This window comes from Corynebacterium sp. UMB10321 (assembly GCF_030228725.1).
In the GTDB taxonomy this organism is placed as follows: Bacteria; Actinomycetota; Actinomycetes; order Mycobacteriales; family Mycobacteriaceae; genus Corynebacterium; species Corynebacterium pseudogenitalium.
In genome coordinates, this window is sequence record NZ_JASOZC010000002.1 from 65,179 (window position 1) to 91,070 (window position 25,892).

Sequence of the window (25,892 nt, forward strand, 5' to 3'; positions counted from 1 at the left end):
CGATAGCCCCTCGGTCTGCCGGAAGGCACGTTGCGAGTAAGCAAACTGTCACTCTTCAAACTCGGGCAGACGAAGAATATCTGCGACCACATGGGTGCGAAGGTACTCGCGCAGATAGGGGAGCGCTAAGTCTGCGGTGCCGCGGTCATAAGTGATTAAGTCGGCCTCGCTAAGACGGCGTCGATAGTTGTAAGCTTGCTGTTCGCTCACCTCGAGGCGGTTGGCGACGTCGCTGATTTTCGAGGCACCATCATCGAGCGACATTGCCGCAAGGAACCTACGATCCTCCGCAGAAAGATCGTTGAGCGCTGGTTCATGAACAAGTTGCCCGAGTTTCTTTCGTGCACGCGTAATGGCCTTTTCTGTAGCCTCCAATTGAATTGTGTCAGAGGAGTCAAAGCGCCAAGCGAAGTTGCCAATCAACTGGATCATGAACGGATAGCCTCCAGTAGCTTGTACAGCAGTCGCGAGGGCTCCCTCGTCCCACGAGCGTCCGGCCTGTTGGACGGGAACTGTGAGCCCCTCACGGACCTCTGTACCTCTGAGTCGGCCGAGATCCACGCGGTTTGCACGCCTTAAGAAAGTGATTGGATTGCGCCCTTCGTCACTGGCAAGCAGAGGTCTCACCGAACTTGGAATACCGGCCATTACCACGGCGATTTCCCTGTTTTCTCGAACGAGGTGTTGAATAGCCGTCGCGAACTCAACAATTTCATCATGATGTACGAAATGAAGCTCATCGACCGTAATTAAGACACCACTGGCAGAACGGTTAAACCTGTTGTGGTTCGCGAGCGTGTCAAGGACCTCCGTGAGTAGAGTACGGAGTGAACGTGGCCTTTGAGCAGGCCGTTCGAACTCATGCTTGAGGCGCAAAGCACTCGGACCAACTTGAAAAGAGGTTCGGGTCGGCGCATCGCTCTCGAGAAACTCTGTAAGCTGGTCTCTCAACTTATCGACGAACCCCTCAGTCGCCGTTTCGGAAAACGTTAGCCACCCAGCGTTTATTGCGGTGTCTTCTAACTCGTTGAGTAGGGCTGTTTTTCCAATACCTCGTGCGCCAACGAGGAGTGAGATGCGTTCGTGTGCACCTGGTCCTTCTTCAAGCCCGAGTCTGAAGTCATCGATTACTTCGTCGCGGCCGACTAGGAGTGGCGGGCTCGTCCCACGCGAAGCACGGAAAGGGTTTTGCGTGGTCGTCATAGTTACACATTAGCGCTCTTGTGTGGAGTTGTGTGGTTTGTGTGGAAATGTGTGGTTTGTGTGGAGTTATGTATAGCGGGGGATGTCGCTGGTTCTTGCGAGTGAGCTGTGCACCACAATCCGTCCGCGGACTTCGGCCACCTGGGGAAATACTCAAGTCTTTCTGGGGGAAATGGGGAATTTGGTGTCTGGGTCTGAAGCGTAGTGACAGGGGGCGCAAGTTTGAATTTCGACCTCCACGTTCCTGCAGGTCACAAAAGGGCTAGATGTTATGTGTTGTGTCTTTTGGCACTGGCGCGAAGCGGCCCGCACCAGATTCCTGGGTTTGGGAAGGGGACGTCGGCAAATGCCCAGGTCGCCGCTTTTGCGTGAGGGAATTTGGTGCAAAAGTCCGCTGCAAACGAGGAAGACAAAGAAAAACCCACGGCAACCGCGACGGAAACCGTGGGCAAGAGGCCAGGACGAACCTGGGCTCAGAATCTAGCAGTCAAAGTAGAGCTCAAACTCCAGCGGCGTCGGGCGCAGGCGCGCCGGGGTGATCTCGCTGTCGTACTTCAGCTTCACGTACGTGTCGATGAGATCCTCGGTGAACACGTCGCCTTCGGTAAGGAACTCGAAGTCGTCTTGCAGAGCCTGCAGTGATGCCTCGAGCGAGGTCGGTGCCTGCGGGATGTCCTTGGCTTCCTCCGGTGGCAGCTCGTAGAGGTCCTTGTCCACCGGAGCGTGCGGCTCGATGCGGTTCTTCACACCGTCGAGGCCTGCCATCATCATGGCAGCGAAGCCGAGGTACGGGTTGCCTGATGGGTCCGGTGCGCGGAACTCGATGCGCTTCGCCTTCGGGTTGGTGCCGGTGATCGGGATGCGGATCGCGGCGGAGCGGTTGCGCTGGGAGTACACGAGGTTGATGGGGGCCTCGAAACCTGGCACCAGGCGGTGGTAGGAGTTCAGCGTCGGGTTGGTAAACGCAAGGACAGCGCCGGCGTGCTCGAGGATGCCGCCGATGTACCAGCGGGCGATGTCGGAAAGTCCGCCGTAGCCGTTTTCGTCGTAGAACAGTGGCTTGCCGTCCTTCCAGAGGGACTGGTGGGCGTGCATGCCGGAGCCGTTGTCACCGGCCAGCGGCTTCGGCATGAAGGTAGCCGTCTTGCCGTACTGGGTGGCGGTGTTCTTGATGATGTACTTGAAGTCCTGGAGGTCGTCGGCTGCGTGCAGGAGGGTGTTGAAGCGGTAGTTGATCTCTTGCTGGCCGCCGTTGCCTACCTCGCGGTGGAAGCGTTCGATTTCGAAGCCGGATTCGCGCAGGTTCTTGACCATGGCGTCGCGCACGTCGACGGTCTTGTCGTGTGGTGGGACGGGGAAGTAGCCGCCCTTGACGCGGTTGTGGTAGCCAAGGTTCGGGCCGCCGACTGCATCGGTTTCCTTGCCGCGGTTCCACCAGCCTTCTTCGGCGTCGATCTCGTAGAACGCGCGGTGGCCTTCGACCTCGTATCGGATGGAGTCGAAGAGGTAGAACTCGGCCTCGGCGCCAAAGCTACAGGTATCGGCGATGCCGGTGGAAGCCAGGTACTGCTCCGCCTTGCGCGCAACGTTGCGCGGGTCGCGGGAGAACGCTTCGAGGGTGAATGGGTCGTTGACGAAGAACTTCACGTTCAGGGTCTTCGCTGCGCGGAACTGGTCCAGCTTTGCGGTGGCGAGATCCGGCATGAGCGTCATGTCGGACTCTTCGATGGTGGTAAAGCCACGAATCGATGAGCCGTCGAAGGCGAGGCCTTCTTCCATGACGGTTTCGTCAAACATGGAGGCAGGGATAGAGAAGTGGTGCTCGATGCCGGGGACGTCGGTAAACCGGACGTCGACAAACTCCACGTTCTCGTCCTGAATGAACTTCTTTACGTCTTCGATAGTTTCGAAAGACACGACCTTTTCTCCTTCGGACGGCGTTGGGAACTTCGCACAATTCTAGCGTGTAGCTCCCGCTCTGTAACAGCTTTTCGGGAAAAGAGGATAGGCTATGTCGCATGTCTGCACCCCAAGGAAAACGATGGCTCGACGGCCCGGAGCTTCCCGGCCAGTTCAAAGGCGATGATGCGATCCCTGACTACCCGGGGCAGTTCCTTGGGTTGCCGAAGGAGGGCGCGGGCGCGCAGGCGTCGGTGGCGCGACGCATGGGAGGCGTCGCGATCGACTGGGCAATTGCCTGGGCGGCTGCAGCGATCATTCATGCCAACACCACCGTTTTCGGTGGCACGTCGACGTTGACGTATCTGTTGTGGATCGTGTTGGGCATCATTTGCGGTTGGCTATTTGCACGCACGCCGGGCATGGCGATCCTCGGGATGGGGGTGGCCCGCGTCGACGCGGAAGAGCCCGTCGGGCTGTGGCGCGCGGCAGTGCGCACGCTGCTCACTGCGTTCATTCTGCCCGCAGCGCTTGTCGACGCCGACGGCCGCGGCATGCACGATCGTGCGACCAACACGACCGTGATTCGGAGCTAGGGCTCCTCCAACGGGCGGAATTCCACGGTGCGCTGGAACGCCCAGTTCTTGTCAGTGAGCAGACGGGCCACCGTCAGGCCTCCAGAGAGGAACAACACCGTGAGCACGACGGCGGTAGTCGAGTCGATTGCCGCGGAGATATTGCCGTTCGTGATCTGGTGCAGCGCCGCGTAAATGGTGGGGCCGGGGATCATGACCACGGCCGCGGGGATGGTCACCGTGGTGCGCGGCACCCGAAAGTGTTGGCCCAGCCAGGAACCAAGAATGCCGATCACAAGGGTCCCCAGCAGGCAGGCGAGGAAGTATTCCACGTGGGCGTCGACAAGCATGAGGCGCAACACATTGGCGACGGTGCCGAGCGTGGCTGCCAAAAGTGTCATCCTGCGTGAGGCATTAAACAAAATAGCGAACCCACCCACGGAGACGAAGCTGGCGAGCGCCGCAGCCCCGTAAAACGCAGGATCCGGGGTTGTGCTGACCGTACTGGGGGCGGGCGCATCGGTGACCATCGCGATGACCGCGACCGTCAGCATCATGGTGATGACCACTTCGAGTGCGAAGAAGAGCCTCGGCAGCCCCGAGGTGAAGTCGAAGCGGGAGAGATCCATCAAAGAAACGAACAGGGGAAAGCCCGGCACAAGGTACAAAATCGCGGGGACGAAGCCCGCGGAGAGCTCAAAGTCGGAGTGGGGAAGCGCCCACGCGAGCGCCAGGAACAGCAACGTTGACACCAGGGCCGCTGCCATCACGACGCCTAGTTGCAGGAGGTGTCGACGCCCCAATCGCAGACGGACGTACTGGCCCACACCAGCCGCAATAATCACCAGCAGCGCGGTGAAGAACGAGAAGTGGTTCAGTACAGCGAAGCCACCGCACGCAAGGCCAGCCGCGCAGCTGGAGGTCAGCGGACCCCAACGTGGAGTAGGGATCGCCTCAATCTCGTCAATGGCAGCGTTGATTTCTTCCGCGGTGGTGTAGCGGTGCATCTCGTGCTTGGTGAGGTTCTCGAGCGCCTCGATGCGCGACGCGTTCACCCCGGGCAGCGGAAGATCAGCCACGAGCGTGCGGAAATTATCACCGCGGTGGACAGTGCACGTGATCGTGTCGAAGCCGACGACCACGTCGGCGTCGTCGAAGTGCATCGCGCGGGCACAACGCTTCACGGCGCGGGTGACCCGGTAGCCGGGAGCGCCCGCGGACAACAAAAGAGCGCCGAGGCGCAGCGCGGTGCTGGCCTCGACGCCCATGTCGAAGGAAGACATACTTACTTGCCTTGACGCTGCTGCATTCGGCGCATACGGCGGTTCATACCCGCCATGTTCTGGGCCTGCTTCGGCAGCGGGCCGCCAGGCAGACCAGGCATCTGGCCAGGCTGCGTACGAGCGTCCATGGCCTCGAGCTTCGCGCTCATGGAGTAGACGTCATCCTTGCGGTAGTGGCGTGGCAGCTTCATCAAGTGCTTCTGCAGGTCACGTACTGCAACCTGGCCTTCGCCTTCGCCCACGTACACCTCGTGGATCGGCACGCCTGCCAGTAGGCGGTCCACGCGGCGGGACTCCTTCTTCATCAGGGTGCGTAGGCGGTTCTCGTTGCCCTCACCGACCAGGATGACGCCTGGCAGGCCAATCACGCGGTGCACGGTATCCATATGGGTGTTGGCCTGCACACCGGTCTTGGTGATCCACACCATGCCGATGGTGTTGCGCAGGTTCTCCAACGTCCAACCGGCAACGCCCGGGGTGTCACCGACCTCGTCGTACATCGAGCGCTCCAAGCGGCGGGTGAACATCCACATCGCCAGCACGGTACCGAACGCCAAGCCGAGCGCCAGCATGTACCACTGGCCGCCCCAAATGAGGCCGATCAAGAAGAAAAGCAGACCCATGCCAAGCAGGCAGGCCAGCATAATCGGGATGAGCTTCTTATCCCGCTTGCGCTGAATCTGAAACGCCTGCCAAATCTGGCTACGTGTCTGCTTTCCCTTTGCGCGCTTCGCGGCGCGCTCCTGCTTCTTCGCAGCCTTCAGGGCTGCCTTATCCTTCGACTGAGCCATGCCGTCAACTCTATGTCACGAACATGGCCGGACCAAAGTGGCCAAAGCGGGTTAGGAACGTGTTGCTACCGGGTGATCCTTCGAAGCACCGTACTTCTCCAGGAGCGTCGAGGCTTCCTGGGCAGTATCGCCCTTCGAGGTTTCCGCCAGGTGGCGCAGGTTTTCCGGCAACTCCAGGCCGCGGTGCTCCATCGCCTCGACGTAGAGCTTGCCCGCGCGGTATGAGGAGCGCACCAGTGGACCCGACATGACGGCGCCGAAGCCCATCTCGTAGGCCGCGTCGCGGTACTCGATGAACTCTTCGGGCTTTACCCAACGGTCGATCGGGTGGTACATCGGGCCGGGGCGCAGGTACTGGGTGATCGTGATGATGTCAGTGCCGGCGTCAACAAGGTCTTGCAGCGCCTGCATGACCTCTTCCTGGGTCTCACCCATGCCCAGGATCAGGTTGGACTTGGTGATCAAACCGAAGTCGCGCGCCTGGCGGATGACGTCCAGAGAGCGGTCGTAGCGGAACGCCGGGCGGATGCGCTTAAAGATGCGCGGGACCGTCTCCACGTTGTGCGCGAAGACCTCCGGACGAGCTTCAAAGACCTCCTGGAGCAGATCCGGCTTGCCGGAAAAGTCCGGGGTGAGATTTTCGACGCCAGTATGCGGGTTGAGCTCGTGAATCTTGCGCACAACCTCCGCATACAGCCACGCGCCCTCATCCTCGAGGTCGTCGCGGGTCACACCGGTGATGGTGGAGTAGTTCAGGTTCATCTCGCGAACTGACTCCGCCACACGCTGCGGCTCGTTGACGTCGAGCGGCTCGGGCTTCGCCGAGTTGATCTGGCAGAAGTCACAGCGACGAGAGCAGTTCGCGCCACCGATCAGGAATGTCGCCTCGCGCGACTCCCAGCACTCGTGAATGTTGGGGCAGCCGGCCTCCTGGCACACGGTGTGAAGGGACGCGCCCTTCACCTTCTTTTTCATGTCCTCGTACTCAGGGCCGGTCTTGACCGCGTTGCGGATCCAACGCGGTTTCGACTCGATAGGGGTCTGAGCGTTGCGTTTTTCTACGCGAAGTAGTTTGCGTCCTTCTGGTGCAATAGTCACGCCGTCCACCGTAACGGACAGCCCCTCCAAAGTCGAGGTTTAATGGGAGGCTCGCCTTACATCTCGACGTTTGAGCCCCTTCGTCGGATCCGGTGCCGAACCAAAGCTGTGGTCGGCCACCACGAGCTCGCCTGCAAGGGCGCGCTTGAGGGCGTCGAGCAGCGGAGCGGTCATCTCCTCAGGTGTGACGTCGCGGCCAAGCTCCAGGCTCATCGTGGTCACGTCGGCGTCGTCGATGCCGCACGCAACGATGTGGCCGTAGTGCTCCAAGGTGTTGTCGCAGTTCAGCGCGAGCCCATGCATGGTCACTCCGCGGGTGATGCGGATACCCAGCGCCGCGATCTTCCTATCGCGGTGCGACGCCGAGCTATCCGCCGCGTCGACGGTTTTTGGCACCCAGACGCCGGAGCGGCCGTCGATACGCCCGGCGGCATGTACCCCCGCCTTGCGCACCGTCTCGATGATGGCCTCCTCCAGGCGGCGCACGTAGTCCACGACGTCTACCGGCTGGGCAAGCTTGATGATGGGGTAAAGGACAAGCTGGCCCTCGCCGTGCCACGTGATGCGTCCTCCGCGATCAACGTCCACGACCGGGACCGGGTACGACGGATCCGGCAAGTCCTCCGGCTGGGTTCGCTTGCCCGCGGTGAACACCGAGGGGTGCTGCAGCACCAGCACCGTGTCCGGGATCTCGTCTGCCGCTCGCTGCTTGGCTAAGTCCGCCTGGAGGTGCCAGGCCTCCTCATAATCAACGAGCCCCAGCTCGCGCACATCAATAGGCGCGGCTGAGGCCCGAATGGACTTGTCGGCAGGGAAGAACGGATCGCGTGGAGCTGTCATGCCTGCCAACGATAGTCGCTAGTTTTCGACACCGTTAGCGGCAGCGTACTCATCTGCCGTCATCAGCGGGCCGACCTCCTCGACCTCAACCTCGAAGAGCCAGCCGGCGCCGAACGGGTCCTCGTTAATGGCCTCGTAGGCGCCGTCGATGTCTTCGTTGACCGCGGTGACCGTGCCAGTGACCGGTGCGTACAGGTCGGAGACCGACTTCGTCGACTCGACCTCGCCACAGGTTTCACCCGCCGTGACCTGGTCGCCGACCTGTGGCAGCTCAGCGAACACGACCTCGCCGAGGCGATCCGCCGCAACGTTCGTGATGCCTACGCGCACCTTGGTGCCAGCAGCGTCCTCAGGGCGAGCGTTGATCCACTCGTGATCCTCCGAGTAGTAAAAATCAGGGTTCAAAGACATGATTACTTGTCCTTTCGGGAATAGAACGGTGTGTCCACAATAGTAAACGGATAGCGGCGGCCGCGGATATCAATCTCAACATCCGTGCCAACCTCGGCGTGCGCTGGGTCGATGTGTGCGAGCGCCACCGGACGCTGCAGCGTGGGCGAAGGCTGCCCGGAGGTGACCACGCCGATGCGCGTATCGCCCAGGTAAATCTCGGCACCCTCGCGAGCAGCGCGACGCTGCTCCGACGACAGCCCGGCAATAACCACCGACGGCTCGCGGCTGACAAGCGCGTCCTTGCCCACGAAGTCCGCCTCTTTCTTCGCAAACGCGCGGCCCATCCCGGCCTCGACCGGAGTGATCTCGCGGGAAAGCTCGTGGCCGTACAACGGCATCGACGCCTCGAGCCGCAGGGAGTCGCGCGCAGCCAGGCCGCACGGCGTCGCGTTCGGTGCGAGCGCGTCCCAGATCGCGCGGGCGTCCTCGCGGTCGCAGTAGAGCTCGAAGCCGTCCTCGCCGGTGTAGCCGGTGCGAGCGACCAGCACGTCGCAGTCACCGAAGCGCATCGGTGCCGCCGAGTAGTATGCCAAGGCACCGGCGTCGCCGTCGAGGTGCGAAGCGATCGTCGATAAGGAATCAGGGCCCTGCACCGCAACAAGCGCGACGTCCGCGCTACGGTTCGTCAGCTCTACATCGAAGCTTGCTGCGCGCTCCTGAAATGCCTCCCACACCGCGGGCGTGTTGCCAGCGTTCGGCACGACCAGGAAGTGATCGTCTGCGAGGCGGTAGGAGATCAAATCGTCGATGATGCCGCCATCTTCGGCCACAATCATCGAGTACTTCGCCTTGCCAACACGCAACGTAGACAGCGTGGAAATCAACGTGTAGTCCAAAAACTCCGCAGCCTGGGGGCCGCGTACATCAATCTCGCCCATGTGGGAGAGATCAAAGATGCCGACGCGCTCGCGCACCGCACGGTGCTCCGCAAGCTCGTTGTCGTACTTCAGTGGCATGTTCCAGCCACCGAAGTCCGTAAAGGAAGCACCAAGCTCCTCATGCGCTGCAAACAAAGGGGTCTCAGCCATCACAATCACTCCTTACTTTTCCGCACTCGCTGAACTTTCAGAAATATCAAACGCCTCCGGCGGCGGGCAGGAGCACACCAGGTTGCGGTCGCCGTACGCCTCATCAATGCGGCGCACAGGCGGGAAGTACTTCTCGCGCACCAAGCGCTCTACCGGGTAGGCGGCCTGCTCGCGGGAGAACTCGTAGTCCCACGCGGTGCTAGCGACGCTGTGCGCGGTAAACGGCGCATGGTGCAGGACGGAGGCCTCGTAGGACACCTTGCCGTCGATGATCTCTTGGATCTCCGCGCGGATGGAACGCATCGCCTCGATGAAGCGATCCAGCTCGTCCAGATCCTCGGACTCGGTCGGCTCCACCATCAGTGTGCCCGCCACCGGGAACGCCAGGGTAGGGGCGTGGAAGCCGTAGTCCACCAGGCGCTTCGCCACATCCGCCGCGGTCACGCCCGAGCGGTCCGTCAGCTCGCGCAGGTCAAGGATGCACTCGTGGCCCACCAGCCCATGCTCGCCGGTGTAGAGCACCGGGAAGGAATCGTGCAGCTCGTGAGCCACGTAGTTCGCCGCCAGCACCGCATGCGCAGTTGCGGACGCCAACCCCTCCGCACCGCTCATCGCGATGTAGGACCACGCGATCTGCAGCACGCCCGCCGAGCCGAACTTCGCCGCGGCAACCGGCACGCCCTCGCCAACTGGGGCAGGGTCGGCCGCATGCGTTGGGTCGACGTTCGGGTCCGTCGGCAGGAACGGAATCAGGTGCTCCGCCACACCAATCGGGCCAACGCCCGGGCCGCCACCGCCGTGCGGAATCGTAAACGTCTTATGCAGGTTCAGGTGCGATACGTCGCCACCAAAGTCACCCGGGCGCGCAAGCCCAGTCAGCGCGTTCATGTTCGCGCCATCGATGTAGACCTGACCGCCCACCGCGTGCACCTTCTCCGCGACGGCCTGCACCGTGTCCTCATACACACCGTGCGTGGACGGGTAGGTGACCATAATCGCTGCGACGTGCTCGCCGTGCTGCTCAAGCTTCGCATCCAAATCAGCCAGGTCGATCGAGCCATCCTCCGCAGTCTTTACGACGACCACCCGAAGGTTCGCCAGCGTCGCCGACGCAGCGTTCGTACCGTGCGCCGACGCCGGGATCAAGCAGATGTCACGGCCATGGTCACCACGGGAAACGTGGTAGCGGCGAATCGCCAACAGGCCAGCCAGCTCGCCCGTCGCACCCGAGTTTGGCTGCATAGATACCTCGGCGTATCCGGTGATTTCGACAAGCCAGGCGCGGAGCTCGTCGATAAGCTCCCTCCAACCAGCCGTGAAGCGATCCGGTGTGTACGGGTGCACGTTCGCGAATGCTGGCCACGTGATGGTCTCTAGGCCCGCGGTCGGGTTCAGCTTCATCGTGCAGGAACCCAGCGGGATCATCGTGCGATCCAGCGCGAGGTCCTTGTCGCCGAGCTTGCGGATGTAGCGCATCATCTGCGTCTCAGAATGCACCGAGTTGAAATTGGGGTGCGTCATGAACTCCGTTGTGCGGCGCAGCGCCTCGGGCAGCGCGGACGGCGCCTCGTGAGCAACCGTGTCGACACCGAAGCCAGCGAGCAGCGCCGCGAGGTCGTCCTCCGACGTGTCCTCACCGACGGAGACACCCACCGTGGTCGCGTCAATCGGGCGCACCAGGTAACCGGCATCCGCCAAGCGCTCGCACACTGCCTCGGAGCTGTCCACGACGACGGCCACCGTGTCGAAGAACGCGTCGTGCTTGACCTCGATACCCGCGTCACGCAGGGACTTGGCGAAGCGCGCCGCCCAGTCATGCACCTGAGCAGCGATAGCCTCAAGACCGCGTGGGCCGTGGTACACGGCGTACATCGACGCTGTCACCGCGAGCAACGCCTGCGCGGTACAGATGTTGGAGGTCGCGCGCTCGCGACGAATATGCTGCTCACGGGTCTGCAGGGCCAGGCGGTAGGCAGGAGTGCCCTCCGCGTCCTTCGACACACCCACCAGGCGGCCCGGCAGCTGGCGCTTCATCTTCTCCTTGACCGCCATGTACGCGGCGTGCGGGCCACCGTAGAACAGCGGAACGCCGAAGCGCTGCGTGGACCCGATCGCGATATCCGCGCCAAGCTCACCAGGGGACTCCAGCAGCGTCAGCGCAAGAATATCCGCATCCACCGCGACCAAGCCCCCGCGCTCGTGCACCGCCTCGACCACCACGCGAGGATCAACCACGTCGCCCTCGGTGCCGGGGTAGGCCACGATGGCACCCACGAGGCCCTCTCCCACGACCCCCTCACGCAGGTCAACGACCTCCACCTCGAGGTCAAGCGTGCGAGCACGCTCCGATGCGACCCGCAACACCTGCGGGTGCAGGCGCGCATCCAGCAGCACCGTCCGACCCTTGCGCACTGCGCGAGCCATCAAGCCGACAGCCTCCGCAGCCGCCGAAGCCTCATCCAGCAGGGAAGCGTTCGCAATGTCCAGGCCGGTCAGGTCCTGCACCATAGTTTGGAAGTTCAGCAGTGCCTCAAGACGACCCTGCGAAATCTCAGGCTGATACGGTGTATACGCCGTGTACCACCCAGCATCCTCGACCACACCGCGCCGAATTACCGGCGGCGTCAACGTCGACGAGTACCCCTGGCCGTAGAACGCCTTGAGCACCTCATTTTTCGACGCCAACTCCCGCAACCGATCCTGCGCCTGGTATTCCGTGAGCGGGGCGGGAAGGTTGAGTGGCCCTTGAAGTAGCAGATCGGCGGGGATCGCGGCAGTGGTCAGCGCCTCGAGTGAGTCGTAGCCGACTTTCGCGAGCATCGCCTCCGTTTCCTGCGTGTCCGGACCGATATGGCGGGTGATGTAATCCAAGATCTACTCCTTTGGTAGTTCTGAACCTGATGTCGTGAATAGTCTACGGGGCAAAACTGGCCTGGGTCGGCCAGTCAGCTGAAAATATGCAGAGGTGAAAACAGCGGTGGCCCCAACACCGTATTGGCATTGGGGCCACCGCTAAGATTCCTCATCTTGACCTGTTTTAGAGGTCTAGGTCGTCTTCAAAGTCGCCGGTTTCGATGCGGTCCTTGATCGTGGTGACGAAGCGGCCTGCATCTGCGCCGTCGATCAGCTGGTGATCGTAGGTGAATGGCAGGTAGCACATCTGGCGGATCGCGATGGAGTCGCTACCTTCCTCTGTAACGATGACCGGGCGCTTCTCAATCGCCGCGGTACCCAGGATGCCTGCCTGTGGCGGGGTGAGCACCGGCGTATCCAGCAGTGCACCTTCGGAACCGATGTTGGTCACCGTGAACGTTGCACCAGACAGGTCGTCCGGGCGCAGCTTCTTGTTGCGTGCGCGGGTCGCCAGGTCGTTGATAGCTTGCGCGATCTGCGCCAGGTTCAGGTCCTGTGCACGCTTGATCACCGGCACGAGCAGGCCCTGTGGCGTATCCACTGCGACACCAATATTGACGTCCTCGTGGTAGGTGATCTCCTTCTTCTCCGCATCGTAGGACGCGTTGACGTTCGGGTGGGAGACCAGGGCCTCGGCCGTCGCCTTGATGAAGAACGCGAGGTAGGTGATGTTGGCGTCGTGCTTCTTGATGAACTCCGGCTTCACGCGCTTGCGCAGCTCTGCGATGCGGGTGACATCGACTTCCTGAACGTGCGTGAGCTGAGCCGTGGTCTGCAGCGACTCGACCATCTTCGCAGCGGTGATCTCGCGGATGCGATTGACCTTCTGGGTGGTGCCGATCAGTGACTGCTTCTCCGGATCCACGGACTTGGTGGACCAGTTGGAGCGAGCGCCCTTCTTTTCCTCGGTCTTTGGTGCTGATGCCTCGGACTTCTCGGCCGAGCCGCCCTTCGCCGCTGCGATGACATCCTGCTTGCGAATGCGACCACCAACACCGGTGCCCTCAACCGTGGACAGGTCAACGCCGTGCTTTTCCGCAAGCTTGCGCACGAGCGGGGTGACGTACGGGAGGGAACCGTCGGACTTGTTGACCTTCGTCGAAGCCTGCTGTGCCGGCTTGTCCTCCTTCGGCTTCTCCTCCTTAGGCTCTTCAGCCTTCGGGGCTTCCTTCTTTTCTTCCTTGGGTTCGTCCTTTGGCTCTTCGGCCTTTGGAGCTTCCTTTTCAGCTGGCTTGGCGTCAGCGTCGCCGATGCGGGCGATGACTTCGCCGACCTCGACGGTGTCGTCTTCCTCAGCGAGGATCTCTACGAGGGTGCCTGCGACAGGGGAAGGAATCTCGGTATCGACCTTGTCGGTGGAGACCTCGAGCAGTGGCTCGTCGACCTCGACGGTGTCGCCGACTTCCTTCAGCCAGGTGGTGATGGTGCCTTCGGTGACGGATTCGCCGAGCTCAGGCATGGAGACGTCGGTGGCGTCGCCGGAGGAAGGCTTGTCAGCCTTCTCTTCCTCCGGAGCTTCCTTCTTTTCTTCCTTGGGTTCGTCCTTTGGCTCTTCGGCCTTTGGAGCTTCCTTTTCAGCTGGCTTGGCGTCAGCGTCGCCGATGCGGGCGATGACTTCGCCGACCTCGACGGTGTCGTCTTCCTCAGCGAGGATCTCTACGAGGGTGCCTGCGACAGGGGAAGGAATCTCGGTATCGACCTTGTCGGTGGAGACCTCGAGCAGTGGCTCGTCGACCTCGACGGTGTCGCCGACTTCCTTCAGCCAGGTGGTGATGGTGCCTTCGGTGACGGATTCGCCGAGCTCAGGCATGGAGACGTCGGTGGCGTCGCCGGAGGAAGGCTTGTCAGCCTTCTCTTCCTCCGGAGCTTCCTTTGGCTCCTCTTCTTCCTGAGGCTCCTCGTCCTTTGCCGAGTCCGATGCCGGAGCTTCGCCTTCTTCGCCGATAATCACAATCACGTCACCAACATCAACGGTGTCGTCTTCCTCGGCCTTAATCTCGAGGATTACACCGGCGACAGGGGAAGGAATCTCCGTGTCGACCTTATCGGTGGAAACCTCCAGCAATGGTTCGTCGACCTCTACCTTGTCGCCGACTTCCTTCAGCCAGGTGGTGATAGTGCCTTCCGTGACGGATTCGCCCAGCTCAGGCATCTCGACAGAGTGCGCCATAATTTAGTCTCCTCGCAGATACATTTTCGTAGAAGCTATACAGGTCAATAGCGTACCTGTCACCGAAGACTTTCGTGCCTTTCGGGGGCAACTATTTTGTTGAAGGCCACCAAACGCAGAATTGGGGCGTCGAGAAATATCCGTATGATGAGAGAAGTGTTTAACCTGTTCGGCAAGCGGAAGAAGCAGACCACCTTCAAACCCCCACGCGCGCCCGGCGAAACCATCCGGCCGGAAGACGCTGCCTACCTCCAGGAATGGGTTGCGAAGCGTGCCTTCGTTGAGGGGTTTGTTGAGCCGGAAACGATGGTCAACGAGATGTCCGTCGTGCTTGTCGATGAAGAGGGCAACTACACCCGCCGGCGCATCGGAGGTCCCAAAGGTATCGACGCCGTCGCTACGCTGCTGAATATATCTCTTTATGACGTCGAAGAGACCGGGTACCCAGACCGGATGCGTCGCAAAATGGAGCAAGAACGCATCCTGCGAAAGCGAGCGGAACAGAAAGAACGCCGCGCCAAGTTTGAGCGCGGCGAACATCCCTTTTCCTAAAGGCGAGAACTAGTTGGCCTCGGCGATGCTGCGAAGCGTTGCAACGATCGTGCGCAGCGGGGCGCCGGTCGCGCGCTTCGGCGTGTAGCCGCGTGGCGAGCCACCGTTCCACGCCGGGCCGGCGACGTCGATGTGCACCCACTCGGTGTCCTCGCCGACGAAGCGAGACAGGTACAGGCCAGCGAACAGCATGCCGCCGGTACGGGCATTGTGGACGTTGCGGATATCGGCGACGGGGGACTTCAGCTCTTCTTCCTGTTCCTCCAGCAGTGGCATCGCCCAGGCCTGCTCGCCAACCTCGCGGCCCAGCGCAGCGACGCGGTCGCGGAACTCATCAGAGCCCATGACGCCGGCAGTGCGGTTGCCGAGGGCGACGAGCTGAGCGCCGGTCAGCGTGGACGTCTCAATCATGAAGTCAGGGTTATCTTCAGCCGCGCGTGCAATCGCGTCTGCCAGCACGAGGCGGCCTTCAGCATCGGTGTTGAGTACCTCGCTGGTGATGCCGCCGTAGTGGCGAATCACGTCGCCTGGGCGGGTAGCGGTACCGGATGGCATGTTCTCCGCGAGTGGCAGCCAGGCGTCGACCGCAACATCCAGGTTGAGGCGGGCAGCTGCAACAATTGCGCCGAACTGAGCAGCAGAGCCGCCCATGTCGGAAATCATGTCCTCCATCTTTGCACCCGGCTTGAGGGAGATGCCGCCGGTATCGAAGGTGATGCCCTTGCCAACCAACGCGACAGAGGACTTCGACGCGGAAGGCGTCCACTTCAGGTGCACTAAGCGAGGTGCGCGGGCGGAGCCTTTGCCGACCGCGAGGATGCCGCCGAAGCCCTGCTCCTCAAGCTGCTTTTCGTCGAACACATCGACCTCGAGTCCAACCTGCTTGCCGACGTTCTCGGTGAGCTCCGCATACACGGCAGGGTAGAGGTGGTTCGACGGCGTGTTCACGAGATCGCGCGCCAGCATGACCGACTCGGCGAGAATCACTGCCTGGTCGAATGCTTCCTTTTCGTCGTCCTTGCCTACAACGGTGACGTCGGTAAGCCCGTGCTCGCCGTCGCAGCCGCACTGGCACGGGGCCTTGAAGCCTTTGTACTTGTACGCGCCGAGCAGCAGGCCCTCCACGACGGGGGCGACGCCGAACTCAGTCGAGATCACCGCAGACTCCGTGCCATACAGTGTGCGAGCCAGGGAACCGACAGCGCGACGGACAGTCTCGTCATCAATCTCATCGGCGTTGCCCAGGCCAAAGGCGATGACCAACTTCCCATCAACGACCACGCGGGTGATCTCGCCGGCGGTGCCCTTCGCGCCGACTGTCTCCAGCGCCTCGAGTGCACCCTTCGGTGCCAGTGAGGTCACTGGGACTTCAACCTTCGAGTCATCCGAGGTCACGGGTAGCAAGAGGGCAGCGGTGTCGCTCGGAGCGGACGTCGAAAAGTTGAGGGAGACGGAGTCGCCCCGGACCGGGAGCAGCGATTCAGGAACCGAAAAAGTCATGAGTACATGCGCCTTTCTTAAGATTATTGAACATCGCCAAGGGTACCTGGAATAAGGGACGCGTGGCGCGGGGCAAGCTATTTGTGCGTGGAAGAAAATATGGAATTCCGGTTCCAAAGAGTGGAATCGGGGAGTAGGGTGGTCTGCATGACTCAAGGCACACCATTTGAAATTATCCCGAATCCGAACAAGGCAACTGACGAAGAGCGCAATGCAGTGCTCGCAAACCCAGCCTTCGGGCAAGAGTTTACTGACCACATGGTCTCCATCGACTGGGACGAGGCCAACGGTTGGCATAACGCGCAGGTCCGCCCGTACGGGCCGATCTCGCTGGACCCGGCGACCAACGTCTTCCACTACGGGCAGGCGATCTTCGAAGGCCTGAAGGCATACCGTCACCACGACGGCTCGATCACGACGTTCCGCCCCGAGCAGAATGCGACGCGTTTTGCCCATTCCGCGCATCGCCTGGCAATGCCTGAGTTGCCGGAGGATCTGTTCATCGAGTCGCTGCAGCAGCTGGTGACGATTGATAAGGACTGGGTCCCCGAAGCTGGTGGGGAAGCGGCGCTGTACCTGCGTCCATTTATGATTGGCGCCGAGAAGACGCTCGGGGTGAAGCCCTCGAGCACCTACACCTATTACCTCATTGCATCCCCAGCTGGCGCCTACTTCTCCGGCGGCGTCAAGCCCGTCAGCGTGTGGATCTCCGAGGAATACGTCCGCGCGGCGCCCGGCGGCACCGGTGACGCCAAGTTCGCTGGCAACTACGCGGGTTCCCTGCTCGCGCAGGCCGAGGCAGAAGAAAAGGGCTGCGACCAGGTTGTCTGGCTCGACGCCATTGAGCGCAAGTACATCGAAGAGATGGGCGGCATGAACCTCATGTTCGTCGAGGGCAGCGGGAAGGACGCGAAGTTGATCACCCCAGCACTGTCCGGTTCCCTCCTGGCGGGCATCACCCGCAAATCGCTGCTGCAGGTTGCGGAAGACTTCGGCTACAGCACCGAGGAGCGCAAGATCACGGTGGAGCAGTGGCACAAGGGCGCTGAAAACGGCACCATCAGTGAGACGCTTGCATGCGGTACCGCAGCGGTGATCACTCCGGTCGGGCGCGTGCTGAGCCGCCACGGTGAGTTCACCGTAAACAACAATGAGGCCGGCACCATCACCATGCAGCTGCGCGAGCACCTGCGCGGTATCCAGGACGGCTCGGTCGAAGACGTCCACGGCTGGAACCACACGCTCGTCCCAGCCGAGAACTAGAGGGATCTCAGGCCGGGGCGCCCTCTGGGGCCTCCGGCCCGAGCACTGTAGTAACGAGCTCAGAAGCCAGGTTGATTTGCGGCAGCGCTGCGAGCGCGCCCACTCCCTGGTTGAGCGACAAGTCCAGTGCCAGCACCGGAATGATATCGAGGGCCTGGAGCGCCAGCATCTGGGCGGGTTCCGGACTGAGCTGGCCCGCCATGATCCACTGCTTCGTGCCGGGTGCGAGGCGCTCGGCGGCGTAGGCGGCGACGGTGGCGTAGAGGCCGTCGAAAAGTACGGGGGTTCGACGAACCGCGGCCTGCGCGAACATACCGACAAGGAACGCGAAATCTGGCCCCGAAAGCTCGGCAAGGACGCGGGGGACGTCGTCACTAAAGGTGCGCACCCGGAACATGGCGTCCCGAATTGCCGCAACTTTCACCTTCCAGACGTTGTCGTCGATGCCCGAGCCGCGTCCGATGACCTTGACCGGCTCGGTGCGCGACAGCGCGCCATAGACGGCGGCGGCGACCGTCGAATTGCCGACGCCAATGTCTCCAGGAATGAACAGGTCAACTCCACTGTCTACGCCCTGGTCAACGACGCGAGCACCGTGCGCGACTGCCTGCTCGAACGCCTCGGGCGTCATGGCGGCTTGCCGGTCTATCGCGCCTGTCGGCAGCGTTAAGTAGTCATTAATCTGAATAATCGACGCGCCCGCGGCTTCCGCAGCAACGCGAGCGACGCCGCCACCTGCCGCAATCTGCTTTACAGTGGTCCAGGCGGCGTCGTGTGGTTGCGCGGAAATACCGCGTGCTGCGACACCGTGGTTACCGGCGACAAGCACGCACTGCGGCTGACGGAACGCAACCGGGCACGTACGGTTTTGCACCGAGGCAGTCCACTCCGCAATCGTTCCCACGCGACCGAGACCGCGCCCCTCCGGGCTGCGCTGTAGTTCGCGGGCAAGCTCGCGGCGCAGGGTTTCGCTTGGATGCTCAATCGGGTCGAATGCAACAGCCATGAAACGTCCTTTGTCCGTTTAGTTCACGGTCTCGCCGATGCGCACCTGTGGCTTCGGCGAGCGCCACTTCCGCGGCTGCGACGCGCGCGAAAACGCGTACATACCAAGACCGAAACCGGTATCTGCAGTGCCCGGGAACTTCGCGCGCACAGCGTTGTTCGCACGCTTGCCGATCAGGAATGCCTCACCAAGAATCAGCACGATAAACACCATCGGCAAAATGGCGATGGCTCCGGCAATCTCGGGGTACCAAGAACCGATGAAGAGGATGAGGAACAGCAGGATCGCCAGAGGCATCGCGTAGTTGTTCATGAAGCGGCGAGAATCCACCCAGTCGCGGACGAAGCGGCGGGTTTCGCCACGGTCGCGGTCCATGAGGTAGCGCTCGTCGCCGGCGTCCATCTTGGCTTGGACCTCACGGTTGTGCTTCTTCGCCTCTTCGCGCTGCTGCTTCTTATAGGCTTTCCACTCCTCCTTCGACATCGACTTCTTTAACTCTTTGTTCTTCTGGTACTGCTGAGCAGGAGTCGTCGCGTTGGGGTCGCGCACTACGCCGCGCTTGATCTCCTGATCGATGCGCTTCGGCGTCGGCCGCCCCTTTGGAGGGGTGTAGCCCTTCGGGTACTTTTTCGCGGGTTCCGCGTCGGTTTCGGGAGTCTCCGCTCGATTCGCTGCGGCAGCAGCGGCGGCTGGAGCCTCATCAGATTTCTGCCAAGGAAGTTTCACGCTATACAGGCTACAAGGCCGTCCCCGAAAGTGGGGAATAAGCGCCCGCTCCCATACGCTGTAGACGATGACGGTGTGATGCGAGTACGCTAGTGCCACACTCCGAAGCACGCATCTTGCGTGAAGATATTCGCTAAGCAAGGAGAAAGAATGACTGCACCTACCTCTGCCACGGGCGTGACCCTTACTGAAGCAGCGGCTGCAAAGGCGAAGGCTCTGCTCGACCAGGAAGGCCGCGACGACCTTTCGCTTCGCATTGCTGTTCAGCCAGGTGGCTGCGCTGGCCTGCGCTACCAGCTGTACTTTGACGACCGCGAGCTCGACGGCGACAAGGCTGACGTTGTCGGGGGTGTGCGCCTCGTCGTGGACAAGATGAGCGTGCCGTACCTCACCGGTGCAACGATCGATTTCGCTGACACCATCGAGCAGCAGGGCTTCACCATCGATAACCCGAACGCTGGCTCGGCCTGCGCGTGCGGCGATAGCTTCAACTAAGCAGTAGCTTTTCGACGCCAACACCCCGCGCCCACCTCATGATTGAGGGGAGCGCGGGGTGTTTCGTCTGCGCGGACTATTTACAGCCGTACTCGGTGTCGAGCCACTGCTTGGCCTCCTCGAACGGCACATCGGTTTCGACGTCGGGCTGCACCGGATCTTCGGCGAACTCCTCGCCAGTGCGTGCCTTGTCCTTCGCGATAGTCAGCATCAGCAGGCTGCCGTCCGGGAAGTCGTACACCATGTTTGCCGACGCGTAGCCCGCAGTAGGGGACCCGAAACTGCGGGAGTGCTCGAGCCCCCGGAACGACAGCATCGTGGCCTCGCCCGACGAAGCAGTGTCGCCATCGACTAAGACCGCCACCGGCGCATCCCACTTCCCGCCAGAAGTCGTGATCGGGGTGCCGCCGCCGGTCACCGAGTTCCCCTCAACCGTGACCTGGGTAGTGTTCGTCCGAGAGACGAATTCGAGCACCGCGCCATCCGGCAACAGTGAGGAGAGGCCTGAGACCATTGGACCCATGTCGCCTCCGTCGTTGCCACGCAGATCAACGACAGCCCCGCATGCCCCGGCATCACGCGCGGAAGCCAGACCTGTTGCGAGCGTGTCTGCGTAGCCCTGCACATCATCGTGCCGATCGACGCCAGGCACGGTTGCCACCGCAACGCGGCCCTCGACGCTGACTGAGGCTTCCGACTTCTCTTCCATAGTCCAGCCGAGGTTAGGGTTACCAGGTTCAATCAGACGGGAGTGCTTCCCGCCAGCAGCTTTGACTGCGTCCTCGAGGGCGGGGTAGACGTCGAAAAGCGTATCTGCTTGCTTGGCGGCCTCCTTTGCGCGGGCCTTCGCCTCCTCGAACTCCTTTGAGTCTGCGTAGATGCCCTGCTCGGCGAGCGCGAGCACCGTCGCGCTATACCGCTTCGGCGTCTGTGTCCCCGCGAAACGAGCGGTGCCCGTCAGCATCGCGGTGAGCGTCGGACCGTAGACGAACGCCACGGCGCCAACTGCGAGGAGCAGCGCACTGAGCATCGCGACGATGGTAGTCAGTACCCGTTTCTTGGTCCACATGAGCAGGTCCTCCTTAAAGCTGAACCGGGTATTCCTTGTGCTCGATGCCCGGATCAATGCGATGCTCGACAAAAATGCCGTGCCAGATCATAAACGCAAGCACCGTCCAAAGGCGACGCGAATGATCGGAAACACCGTCACGGTGCTCCTTGAGCATCTCCAGCACCTGGTCCTTGGCGAAGATATGGTCGGTCTGCGAATCACGGATCGTGTCCTGCGCCCAACCAAAGAGCTCATCGCCGGCCAGCCAGTGGCGCATCGGAACAGGGAATCCCAGCTTCTTGCGGTGGAGAACATGCGGCGGAACGATCTGCTCCATCGCCTTACGCAACGCGTACTTGGTGGTGCCGTGCGCGATCTTCTGGTCGTACGGAATCGTCTGTGCGACCTCAAAGACCTCCTTATCCAGGAACGGCACGCGCAACTCCAGCGAGTTCGCCATGTTCATCTTGTCCGCCTTGACCAAGATATCGCCGCGCATCCAGGTAAACAGGTCCAAGTTTTGCATCCGGGCAACTGGATCCATCTCTGTCGATGTGGCGTAAATCGGCGCGGTGACCTCGCGGTGGTCCCACTCATGCTTCGCCCAAGGCAGCACACGCTGTAGTTGCTCGAAGTTAAAGGAACGAGCGTTACCGTAGTAACGGTCCTCCATTGGGGTCGTACCGCGTTCGAGTAAGCTCTTGCCCTTCATGCCTTCCGGCAGCACACGGCTTAGCCTGTTCAGTCCCCGTAGAAGAGGCGTCGGCAACTTCTCGAACGGCGCGAGCGACAGCGGTTCCTTATAGATGGTGTACCCACCGAACAGCTCGTCGGCACCCTCACCCGAGAGCACCACCTTGACGTGCTTGCGGGCCTCCTGTGCGACGAAGAACAGCGGGACAAGCGAAGGGTCCGCAACCGGATCATCGAGGTACCACATGATCTTCGGCACCGCGTCCGCGTACTCTTCAGGCGAGACAATCTTCACGATGTGCTCAACGCCAATCGCCTCAGCGGACTCCGCAGCCACGTCTACCTCGGAGTAGCCCTCGCGCTCGAAGCCGGTGGTAAACGTCAACAAGTTTGGATTGTGCCTCTTCGCCAGGGCAGCAATCGCTGTCGAATCAATGCCGCCCGAGAGGAAGGAGCCGACGGTGACGTCCGCTCGCATATGCTTCTCGACGGAGTCTTCGAGCGCCTGAGCGATCCTGTCGTAAAGCTTCTGTTCTTGACCTTGTGGGACTTGCTGTGGTTTGAAGTGTGGTTTGAAGTAGCGCTCCGATGTGACTTCACCGCCAGGCGTCAGTGACACCGTGCAACCAGACTCCACGCGTCGAATGCTCTCGTGCAACGTTTCTGGTTCGGGAACATACTGCAGGTCAACGTAGTGCTCGATAGCTCGCCGATCTAACTCGAGACCAATCTCCAGCTCTGGAGCCATTTCTAGGATGGACTTCTTCTCGGAGGCGAACACGGTACCGACCGGGGTAGTGGCGTAAAACAAGGGCTTAATGCCGAATTGATCACGTGCCGCGAACATACGCTGTGTCTCGGTATCCCAAATGACAAACGCGAACATGCCACGCAGGTGTTCGACAACCTTCTCTCCCCAGTGGTGGAAGCCAACAACGATTGGCTCACCGTCCCCCGAGGTATTGAAATCGTAGCCTGCCTCCTGCAGTTCCTCGCGAAGCTCGATGTAGTTATAAATCTCGCCGTTGAACGTCAGCGCGTAGCGCTCCGGATTCTCCTTCGGGCCCCAGCGTAGGGGTTGGTGAGAATGCTCGAGATCGATAATGGCAAGGCGGTTGAAACCAAAAACGGCGTGGTCGTCGTTCCAGGTGCCGGCGGCATCAGGGCCACGGTGATACATGCAGGGCAACGCACGTTCCGCGGCTTCCACGAAGCTTGCGGCATTGCTGTTTGTGGTGAGTAGAGCCAACAGGCCACACATAGACTTGAAAACCTCTCCTATAGATAAGGTGTACGCAGCCGTGCGGAGTGCTGGGCCACGAAGCATTTCTTCCAATCAACAATAGGGTTTTCTGTAGGAGATGCGCGAACCAACGAAACCAGCGCCAAAATGCGGAAATTCTTCATCCTTTATTCGGTCCCCAAAAGGGGGCCAACTTATGGTTGAGCAATTTGAGTGAAAAATAAAGCTCTTACCAGGACGTTTGTACCGTTTTATGCAAAACCCGTTGAGTGCACGGCTTTTGCATACACGGTAAAAGACGTCAGCTGACTACGAATGCTTACCTCGACTCAAAATCTAAAGAATTCAGAGGCGCTGCGCCTTATCCACTATTCTGACGGAGTAACAATGCTTGGGCGCACCTGTTTGTGCGTCCTGCCGTAAACAGCGAGTGTGGACAGGAAGGCAGACACACGTGGAAAAGGTAAAGGACCGCAACTTCGCGAAGAAAATCGCAGTTGCCGGATCGCTCCTGCTGGGCGGTCTCGCGCTGACGGGCTGTGAGGTTGCACCGCCAGAGGCGCTCTCGAAGGTGCTGGATATGGGTTGGCCAGATCCTGTTACCCCTGAGGGTGAGCAGATGTACAACTTCTGGGTATGGACCTGGGTTGCAGCATGGATTATCGGCATCATCATGTGGGGCTTGTTCCTCACTGCGATCTTCAAGTGGAACGCGAAGAGCCAGGAGAAGCGCGGCAAGTCTGAGTTCCCGAAGCAGCTCCAGTACAACGTGCCGCTGGAACTTGTGCTGACGATCATTCCGATCGTCATTGTTATGGTGCTCTTCTTCTTCACCGTCCAGGCGCAGACGAAGACTACAGCCCTCGGCAAGGACCCGAAGGTGACGGTTGACGTAACCGCATACCAGTGGAACTGGAAGTTTGGCTACGCAAACGTTGACGGCGAGTTCACCTCTAACGGTCAGGCATATGACGGTGTTGACACCGAGCGTCAGGCCAAGGCCGAGGCAACGAAGTACGACGACGAGAATATTAAGAACCCGAACCCGATCCACGGCACTTCTACCGGTGACCTCTCGTACCTCAATTTCAATGAGATTGAGACTCTCGGTACTACCGAAGAGGTTCCGGTGCTCGTCCTGCCAACCGATCGTGCGATTGAGTTCCGTCTCGCATCCGGTGACGTGAACCACGCATTCTGGGTTCCTGAATTCCTCTTCAAGCGTGATACCTACGCTCACCCAGAGGTGAACCAGCAGCAGCGTGCATTCCAGATTGAGAAGATCGATAAGACTGGCGCATTCGTTGGTCGCTGTGCCGAGATGTGCGGTACTTACCACTCGATGATGAACTTCGAGGTTCGTGCCGTGACCCCAGAAAAGTTTGCTCAATACATTCAGTTCCGTATTGACAACCCTGAGGCGCCAAACTCCGATGCGCTCGCATCTATCGGCGAAGCGCCGTACGCCACCTCCACACGTCCGTTCGTGTCTGACCGCCACGGCACCCGCGACGGCAACAACACCAACGACCCTAACGCGACGGTATAGAAAGAGAAGGCAGAGAAATGGCAACTGGTTCAAAAGTTTTCTACGCAATCGGTACCTTCCTGGCGCTGATGGCAGTCTTCTACATGATCAGCACAGCGTGGATTGGTGAAGATGCTTACCTCTACGGGCTCGAATGGGTCGGTGGCGTTGGCTTGGTTCTCGCTACTGCACTCTGCTTCATGCTCGCTGTCTACCTCGACATCACCGAGCGTCGCATGGACGTTGTTCCGGAAGACTGGGAAGAGGCAGAGGTTGAAGATGGCGCAGGCGTGCTCGGCTTCTTCTCGCCAAGCTCCATCTGGCCGTTCGCAATGTCTGGTGCGGTTATGTTCCTCGGACTCGGAATTGCATTCTGGCAGCTGTGGCTCGTCGTGTTTGGCGCAGTATTCCTCGTGTGGACCACTACGCAGCTGAATCTGCAGTACGGTATCCCGCGCGAGAAGCACTAAAGATTCGCTGACCTCCCCGCCTTCGGGAGGTGTCGGCGAAAACTGATCCCCTTCAGCTAAGGCTGAGGGGGATTTTTGCTTGCTATTTTCATCCTTTCGGTTGAACTCATTCGTAACACTTGGGGGTCATACGAAAGTAGGTCTGCAGCCGGAAACGGCAGCGGTGTAATGTGAGTCCCATCACTATTGGGAACTTTTGAAACACCGCAAAGAATCGATGAAAAAGAATCCTGGATTGCCTAAAAATCAGCCGAAAGTGAGCTGAATGAAGTCGAGAAAGTTGTGACCTGCATTGATGTAGTCGGATGAGTGGCTAGAAAAGTTCCCGGTATTGCAGAGAGTTATTTCCTTCGAGCGCTATTAGGCCAGAAAAGGCAGGTTAGCGCGAAATCTGCCGGAAAGTTTGTGGGTGAAAGGAGATGACTTTGACCCGAAAACAGGGGATAATCACATGCGTGACGACCGCAATTTCTAACCAAGGTATGGCGACACCGCAGAATCGTGTCCCGGCGCTGAACCGACCAAACATGGTCAGCGTTGGCACGATCGCGTTCCTCGCCCAAGAGTTGATGTTCTTTGCCGGTTTGTTCGCGATGTATTTCACCTCGCGTGCAAACGGTATGACCGCAGGCGACTGGGATAACCAGACGGCACACCTGAACGTGATGTTCGGCTTGATCATCACGATCGTGCTTGTGTCTTCTTCCGTGACTTCTCAGTTCGGCGTATTTGCAGCAGAAAGGGGTGACGTTTTTGGGCTCCGCAAATGGTTCACGGTAACTATCGCGCTTGGCGTTGTCTTCCTCGGACTCGTGGCTTTCGAGTGGGGAGAAATGATCATGCACGGCGCGACCATTCAGGCGAGTGTCTTCGGGTCAGTGTTCTTCATCATCACTGGCTTCCACATGGCGCACGTGACCGCCGGCATTATTGCCTTCGTGGTTGTGCTGCTCCGCGTATCTAAGTCGAAGTTCACTCCGGCACAAGCTACTGCAGCAATGGTGACCTCTTACTACTGGCACTTTGTTGACGTAATTTGGGTCGGCGTCTTCATTACTCTGTATATCGTTCAATAGGTATCTGATACGTAGAGTCGCCGTCGAAATGACGGA

Annotated in this window: 22 protein-coding genes; 7 read left to right on the forward strand and 15 right to left on the reverse strand. The window is 60.4% G+C overall.

Going from position 1 to position 25,892, the window contains the following annotated elements:
- Positions 1 to 48: 48 nt before the first annotated feature.
- Entirely contained in the window at positions 49 to 1,203 is a 1,155-nt protein-coding gene (locus QP752_RS03285; RefSeq protein WP_284804420.1) for an AAA family ATPase, read from the reverse strand.
- Between the two features lie 480 nt (positions 1,204 to 1,683).
- Positions 1,684 to 3,120, reverse strand: coding sequence for a type I glutamate--ammonia ligase (glnA, locus tag QP752_RS03290; protein ID WP_070362176.1), 1,437 nt, complete (start codon positions 3,118 to 3,120; stop codon positions 1,684 to 1,686).
- A gap of 101 nt (positions 3,121 to 3,221) precedes the next feature.
- Here glnA and QP752_RS03295 point away from each other — a divergent pair, with 101 nt between their 5' ends.
- Positions 3,222 to 3,698 carry an RDD family protein gene (locus QP752_RS03295; protein ID WP_070362177.1) on the forward strand — a complete coding sequence of 159 codons (477 nt, stop codon included), beginning with the start codon at positions 3,222 to 3,224 and terminating at the stop codon, positions 3,696 to 3,698.
- Here QP752_RS03295 and QP752_RS03300 read toward each other — a convergent pair.
- From QP752_RS03300 to sucB, 8 genes are all read right to left on the reverse strand, one after another.
- Positions 3,695 to 4,960 (reverse strand): threonine/serine exporter ThrE family protein, encoded by a 1,266-nt coding sequence (locus QP752_RS03300; protein ID WP_284804423.1) that lies wholly within the window; start codon positions 4,958 to 4,960, stop codon positions 3,695 to 3,697. The genes QP752_RS03295 and QP752_RS03300 overlap by 4 nt on opposite strands.
- A gap of 2 nt (positions 4,961 to 4,962) precedes the next feature.
- Positions 4,963 to 5,751 carry a DUF4191 domain-containing protein gene (locus QP752_RS03305; RefSeq protein ID WP_070362178.1) on the reverse strand — a complete coding sequence of 263 codons (789 nt, stop codon included), beginning with the start codon at positions 5,749 to 5,751 and terminating at the stop codon, positions 4,963 to 4,965.
- Positions 5,752 to 5,802: 51 nt separating this feature from the next.
- Positions 5,803 to 6,849 carry a lipoyl synthase gene (gene lipA, locus QP752_RS03310; protein WP_070363464.1) on the reverse strand — a complete coding sequence of 349 codons (1,047 nt, stop codon included), beginning with the start codon at positions 6,847 to 6,849 and terminating at the stop codon, positions 5,803 to 5,805.
- A gap of 39 nt (positions 6,850 to 6,888) precedes the next feature.
- Entirely contained in the window at positions 6,889 to 7,689 is an 801-nt protein-coding gene (gene lipB, locus QP752_RS03315) for a lipoyl(octanoyl) transferase LipB (RefSeq protein WP_070362179.1), read from the reverse strand.
- Between the two features lie 18 nt (positions 7,690 to 7,707).
- The gene (gene gcvH / locus QP752_RS03320; protein ID WP_070477823.1) at positions 7,708 to 8,103 is read right to left on the reverse strand and encodes a glycine cleavage system protein GcvH; all 396 of its coding nucleotides are present in this window, start codon (positions 8,101 to 8,103) and stop codon (positions 7,708 to 7,710) included.
- Complete coding sequence (gene gcvT, locus QP752_RS03325; protein WP_284804427.1) at positions 8,103 to 9,170, reverse strand: glycine cleavage system aminomethyltransferase GcvT; 1,068 nt, start codon at positions 9,168 to 9,170, stop codon at positions 8,103 to 8,105. The genes gcvH and gcvT overlap by 1 nt, the downstream gene beginning before the upstream one ends.
- Before the next feature lie 12 nt (positions 9,171 to 9,182).
- Entirely contained in the window at positions 9,183 to 12,041 is a 2,859-nt protein-coding gene (gcvP, locus tag QP752_RS03330; protein ID WP_284804428.1) for an aminomethyl-transferring glycine dehydrogenase, read from the reverse strand.
- A 166-nt stretch (positions 12,042 to 12,207) separates the two neighbouring features.
- Complete coding sequence (gene sucB / locus QP752_RS03335; RefSeq protein WP_284804429.1) at positions 12,208 to 14,253, reverse strand: 2-oxoglutarate dehydrogenase, E2 component, dihydrolipoamide succinyltransferase; 2,046 nt, start codon at positions 14,251 to 14,253, stop codon at positions 12,208 to 12,210.
- Positions 14,254 to 14,409: 156 nt separating this feature from the next.
- Here sucB and QP752_RS03340 point away from each other — a divergent pair, with 156 nt between their 5' ends.
- Positions 14,410 to 14,805: an oxidoreductase gene (locus QP752_RS03340; protein ID WP_070478965.1), complete on the forward strand. Its 396-nt coding sequence runs from the start codon at positions 14,410 to 14,412 to the stop codon at positions 14,803 to 14,805.
- A 9-nt stretch (positions 14,806 to 14,814) separates the two neighbouring features.
- Here QP752_RS03340 and QP752_RS03345 read toward each other — a convergent pair whose 3' ends face one another.
- A complete protein-coding gene (locus QP752_RS03345; protein WP_284804433.1) occupies positions 14,815 to 16,305 on the reverse strand; it encodes a leucyl aminopeptidase in 1,491 nt (496 codons plus the stop codon).
- Positions 16,306 to 16,452: 147 nt separating this feature from the next.
- Here QP752_RS03345 and QP752_RS03350 point away from each other — a divergent pair, with 147 nt between their 5' ends.
- Positions 16,453 to 17,568 carry a branched-chain amino acid aminotransferase gene (locus QP752_RS03350; RefSeq protein ID WP_284804435.1) on the forward strand — a complete coding sequence of 372 codons (1,116 nt, stop codon included), beginning with the start codon at positions 16,453 to 16,455 and terminating at the stop codon, positions 17,566 to 17,568.
- A 7-nt stretch (positions 17,569 to 17,575) separates the two neighbouring features.
- On the opposite strand, the gene QP752_RS03355 is transcribed toward QP752_RS03350, so the two are convergent.
- Positions 17,576 to 18,574 (reverse strand): nicotinate-nucleotide--dimethylbenzimidazole phosphoribosyltransferase, encoded by a 999-nt coding sequence (locus QP752_RS03355; RefSeq protein ID WP_071572446.1) that lies wholly within the window; start codon positions 18,572 to 18,574, stop codon positions 17,576 to 17,578.
- An 18-nt stretch (positions 18,575 to 18,592) separates the two neighbouring features.
- Positions 18,593 to 19,300: a DUF3043 domain-containing protein gene (locus tag QP752_RS03360; RefSeq protein WP_083433138.1), complete on the reverse strand. Its 708-nt coding sequence runs from the start codon at positions 19,298 to 19,300 to the stop codon at positions 18,593 to 18,595.
- Between the two features lie 150 nt (positions 19,301 to 19,450).
- Between QP752_RS03360 and QP752_RS03365 the strand changes: the two genes are divergently transcribed.
- Positions 19,451 to 19,795: an iron-sulfur cluster assembly accessory protein gene (locus QP752_RS03365; RefSeq protein ID WP_070362187.1), complete on the forward strand. Its 345-nt coding sequence runs from the start codon at positions 19,451 to 19,453 to the stop codon at positions 19,793 to 19,795.
- Positions 19,796 to 19,871: 76 nt separating this feature from the next.
- Here QP752_RS03365 and QP752_RS03370 read toward each other — a convergent pair whose 3' ends face one another.
- Both QP752_RS03370 and asnB read right to left on the reverse strand, forming a co-directional pair.
- Positions 19,872 to 20,864 (reverse strand): S41 family peptidase, encoded by a 993-nt coding sequence (locus QP752_RS03370; RefSeq protein ID WP_284804440.1) that lies wholly within the window; start codon positions 20,862 to 20,864, stop codon positions 19,872 to 19,874.
- 13 nt (positions 20,865 to 20,877) lie between these two features.
- A complete protein-coding gene (gene asnB, locus QP752_RS03375) occupies positions 20,878 to 22,800 on the reverse strand; it encodes an asparagine synthase (glutamine-hydrolyzing) (protein WP_284804442.1) in 1,923 nt (640 codons plus the stop codon).
- Positions 22,801 to 23,236: 436 nt separating this feature from the next.
- On the opposite strand from asnB, the gene QP752_RS03380 reads away from it, so the two are divergent.
- From QP752_RS03380 to QP752_RS03390, 3 genes are all read left to right on the forward strand, one after another.
- Entirely contained in the window at positions 23,237 to 24,331 is a 1,095-nt protein-coding gene (locus QP752_RS03380; protein WP_070362189.1) for a cytochrome c oxidase subunit II, read from the forward strand.
- Positions 24,332 to 24,348: 17 nt separating this feature from the next.
- Positions 24,349 to 24,780, forward strand: a complete 432-nt coding sequence (locus QP752_RS03385; RefSeq protein ID WP_070362190.1) for a cytochrome c oxidase subunit 4 — start codon at positions 24,349 to 24,351, stop codon at positions 24,778 to 24,780.
- A gap of 455 nt (positions 24,781 to 25,235) precedes the next feature.
- Positions 25,236 to 25,856, forward strand: a complete 621-nt coding sequence (locus QP752_RS03390; RefSeq protein WP_284804443.1) for a heme-copper oxidase subunit III — start codon at positions 25,236 to 25,238, stop codon at positions 25,854 to 25,856.
- Positions 25,857 to 25,892: the final 36 nt, after the last annotated feature.

What these genes read in the sequence shown, in the direction of transcription:
- QP752_RS03285 (WP_284804420.1), bottom strand. Translation starts at nt 1,203, where the DNA reads ATGACGACCACGCAAAACCCTTTCCGTGCTTCGCGTGGGACGAGCCCG.
- QP752_RS03295 (WP_070362177.1), top strand. Translation starts at nt 3,222, where the DNA reads ATGTCTGCACCCCAAGGAAAACGATGGCTCGACGGCCCGGAGCTTCCC.
- QP752_RS03300 (WP_284804423.1), bottom strand. Translation starts at nt 4,960, where the DNA reads ATGTCTTCCTTCGACATGGGCGTCGAGGCCAGCACCGCGCTGCGCCTC.
- QP752_RS03305 (WP_070362178.1), bottom strand. Translation starts at nt 5,751, where the DNA reads ATGGCTCAGTCGAAGGATAAGGCAGCCCTGAAGGCTGCGAAGAAGCAG.
- lipB (WP_070362179.1), bottom strand. Translation starts at nt 7,689, where the DNA reads ATGACAGCTCCACGCGATCCGTTCTTCCCTGCCGACAAGTCCATTCGG.
- gcvT (WP_284804427.1), bottom strand. Translation starts at nt 9,170, where the DNA reads ATGGCTGAGACCCCTTTGTTTGCAGCGCATGAGGAGCTTGGTGCTTCC.
- sucB (WP_284804429.1), bottom strand. Translation starts at nt 14,253, where the DNA reads ATGGCGCACTCTGTCGAGATGCCTGAGCTGGGCGAATCCGTCACGGAA.
- QP752_RS03345 (WP_284804433.1), bottom strand. Translation starts at nt 16,305, where the DNA reads ATGACTTTTTCGGTTCCTGAATCGCTGCTCCCGGTCCGGGGCGACTCC.
- QP752_RS03350 (WP_284804435.1), top strand. Translation starts at nt 16,453, where the DNA reads ATGACTCAAGGCACACCATTTGAAATTATCCCGAATCCGAACAAGGCA.
- QP752_RS03355 (WP_071572446.1), bottom strand. Translation starts at nt 18,574, where the DNA reads ATGGCTGTTGCATTCGACCCGATTGAGCATCCAAGCGAAACCCTGCGC.
- QP752_RS03365 (WP_070362187.1), top strand. Translation starts at nt 19,451, where the DNA reads ATGACTGCACCTACCTCTGCCACGGGCGTGACCCTTACTGAAGCAGCG.
- QP752_RS03370 (WP_284804440.1), bottom strand. Translation starts at nt 20,864, where the DNA reads ATGTGGACCAAGAAACGGGTACTGACTACCATCGTCGCGATGCTCAGT.
- asnB (WP_284804442.1), bottom strand. Translation starts at nt 22,800, where the DNA reads ATGTGTGGCCTGTTGGCTCTACTCACCACAAACAGCAATGCCGCAAGC.
- QP752_RS03385 (WP_070362190.1), top strand. Translation starts at nt 24,349, where the DNA reads ATGGCAACTGGTTCAAAAGTTTTCTACGCAATCGGTACCTTCCTGGCG.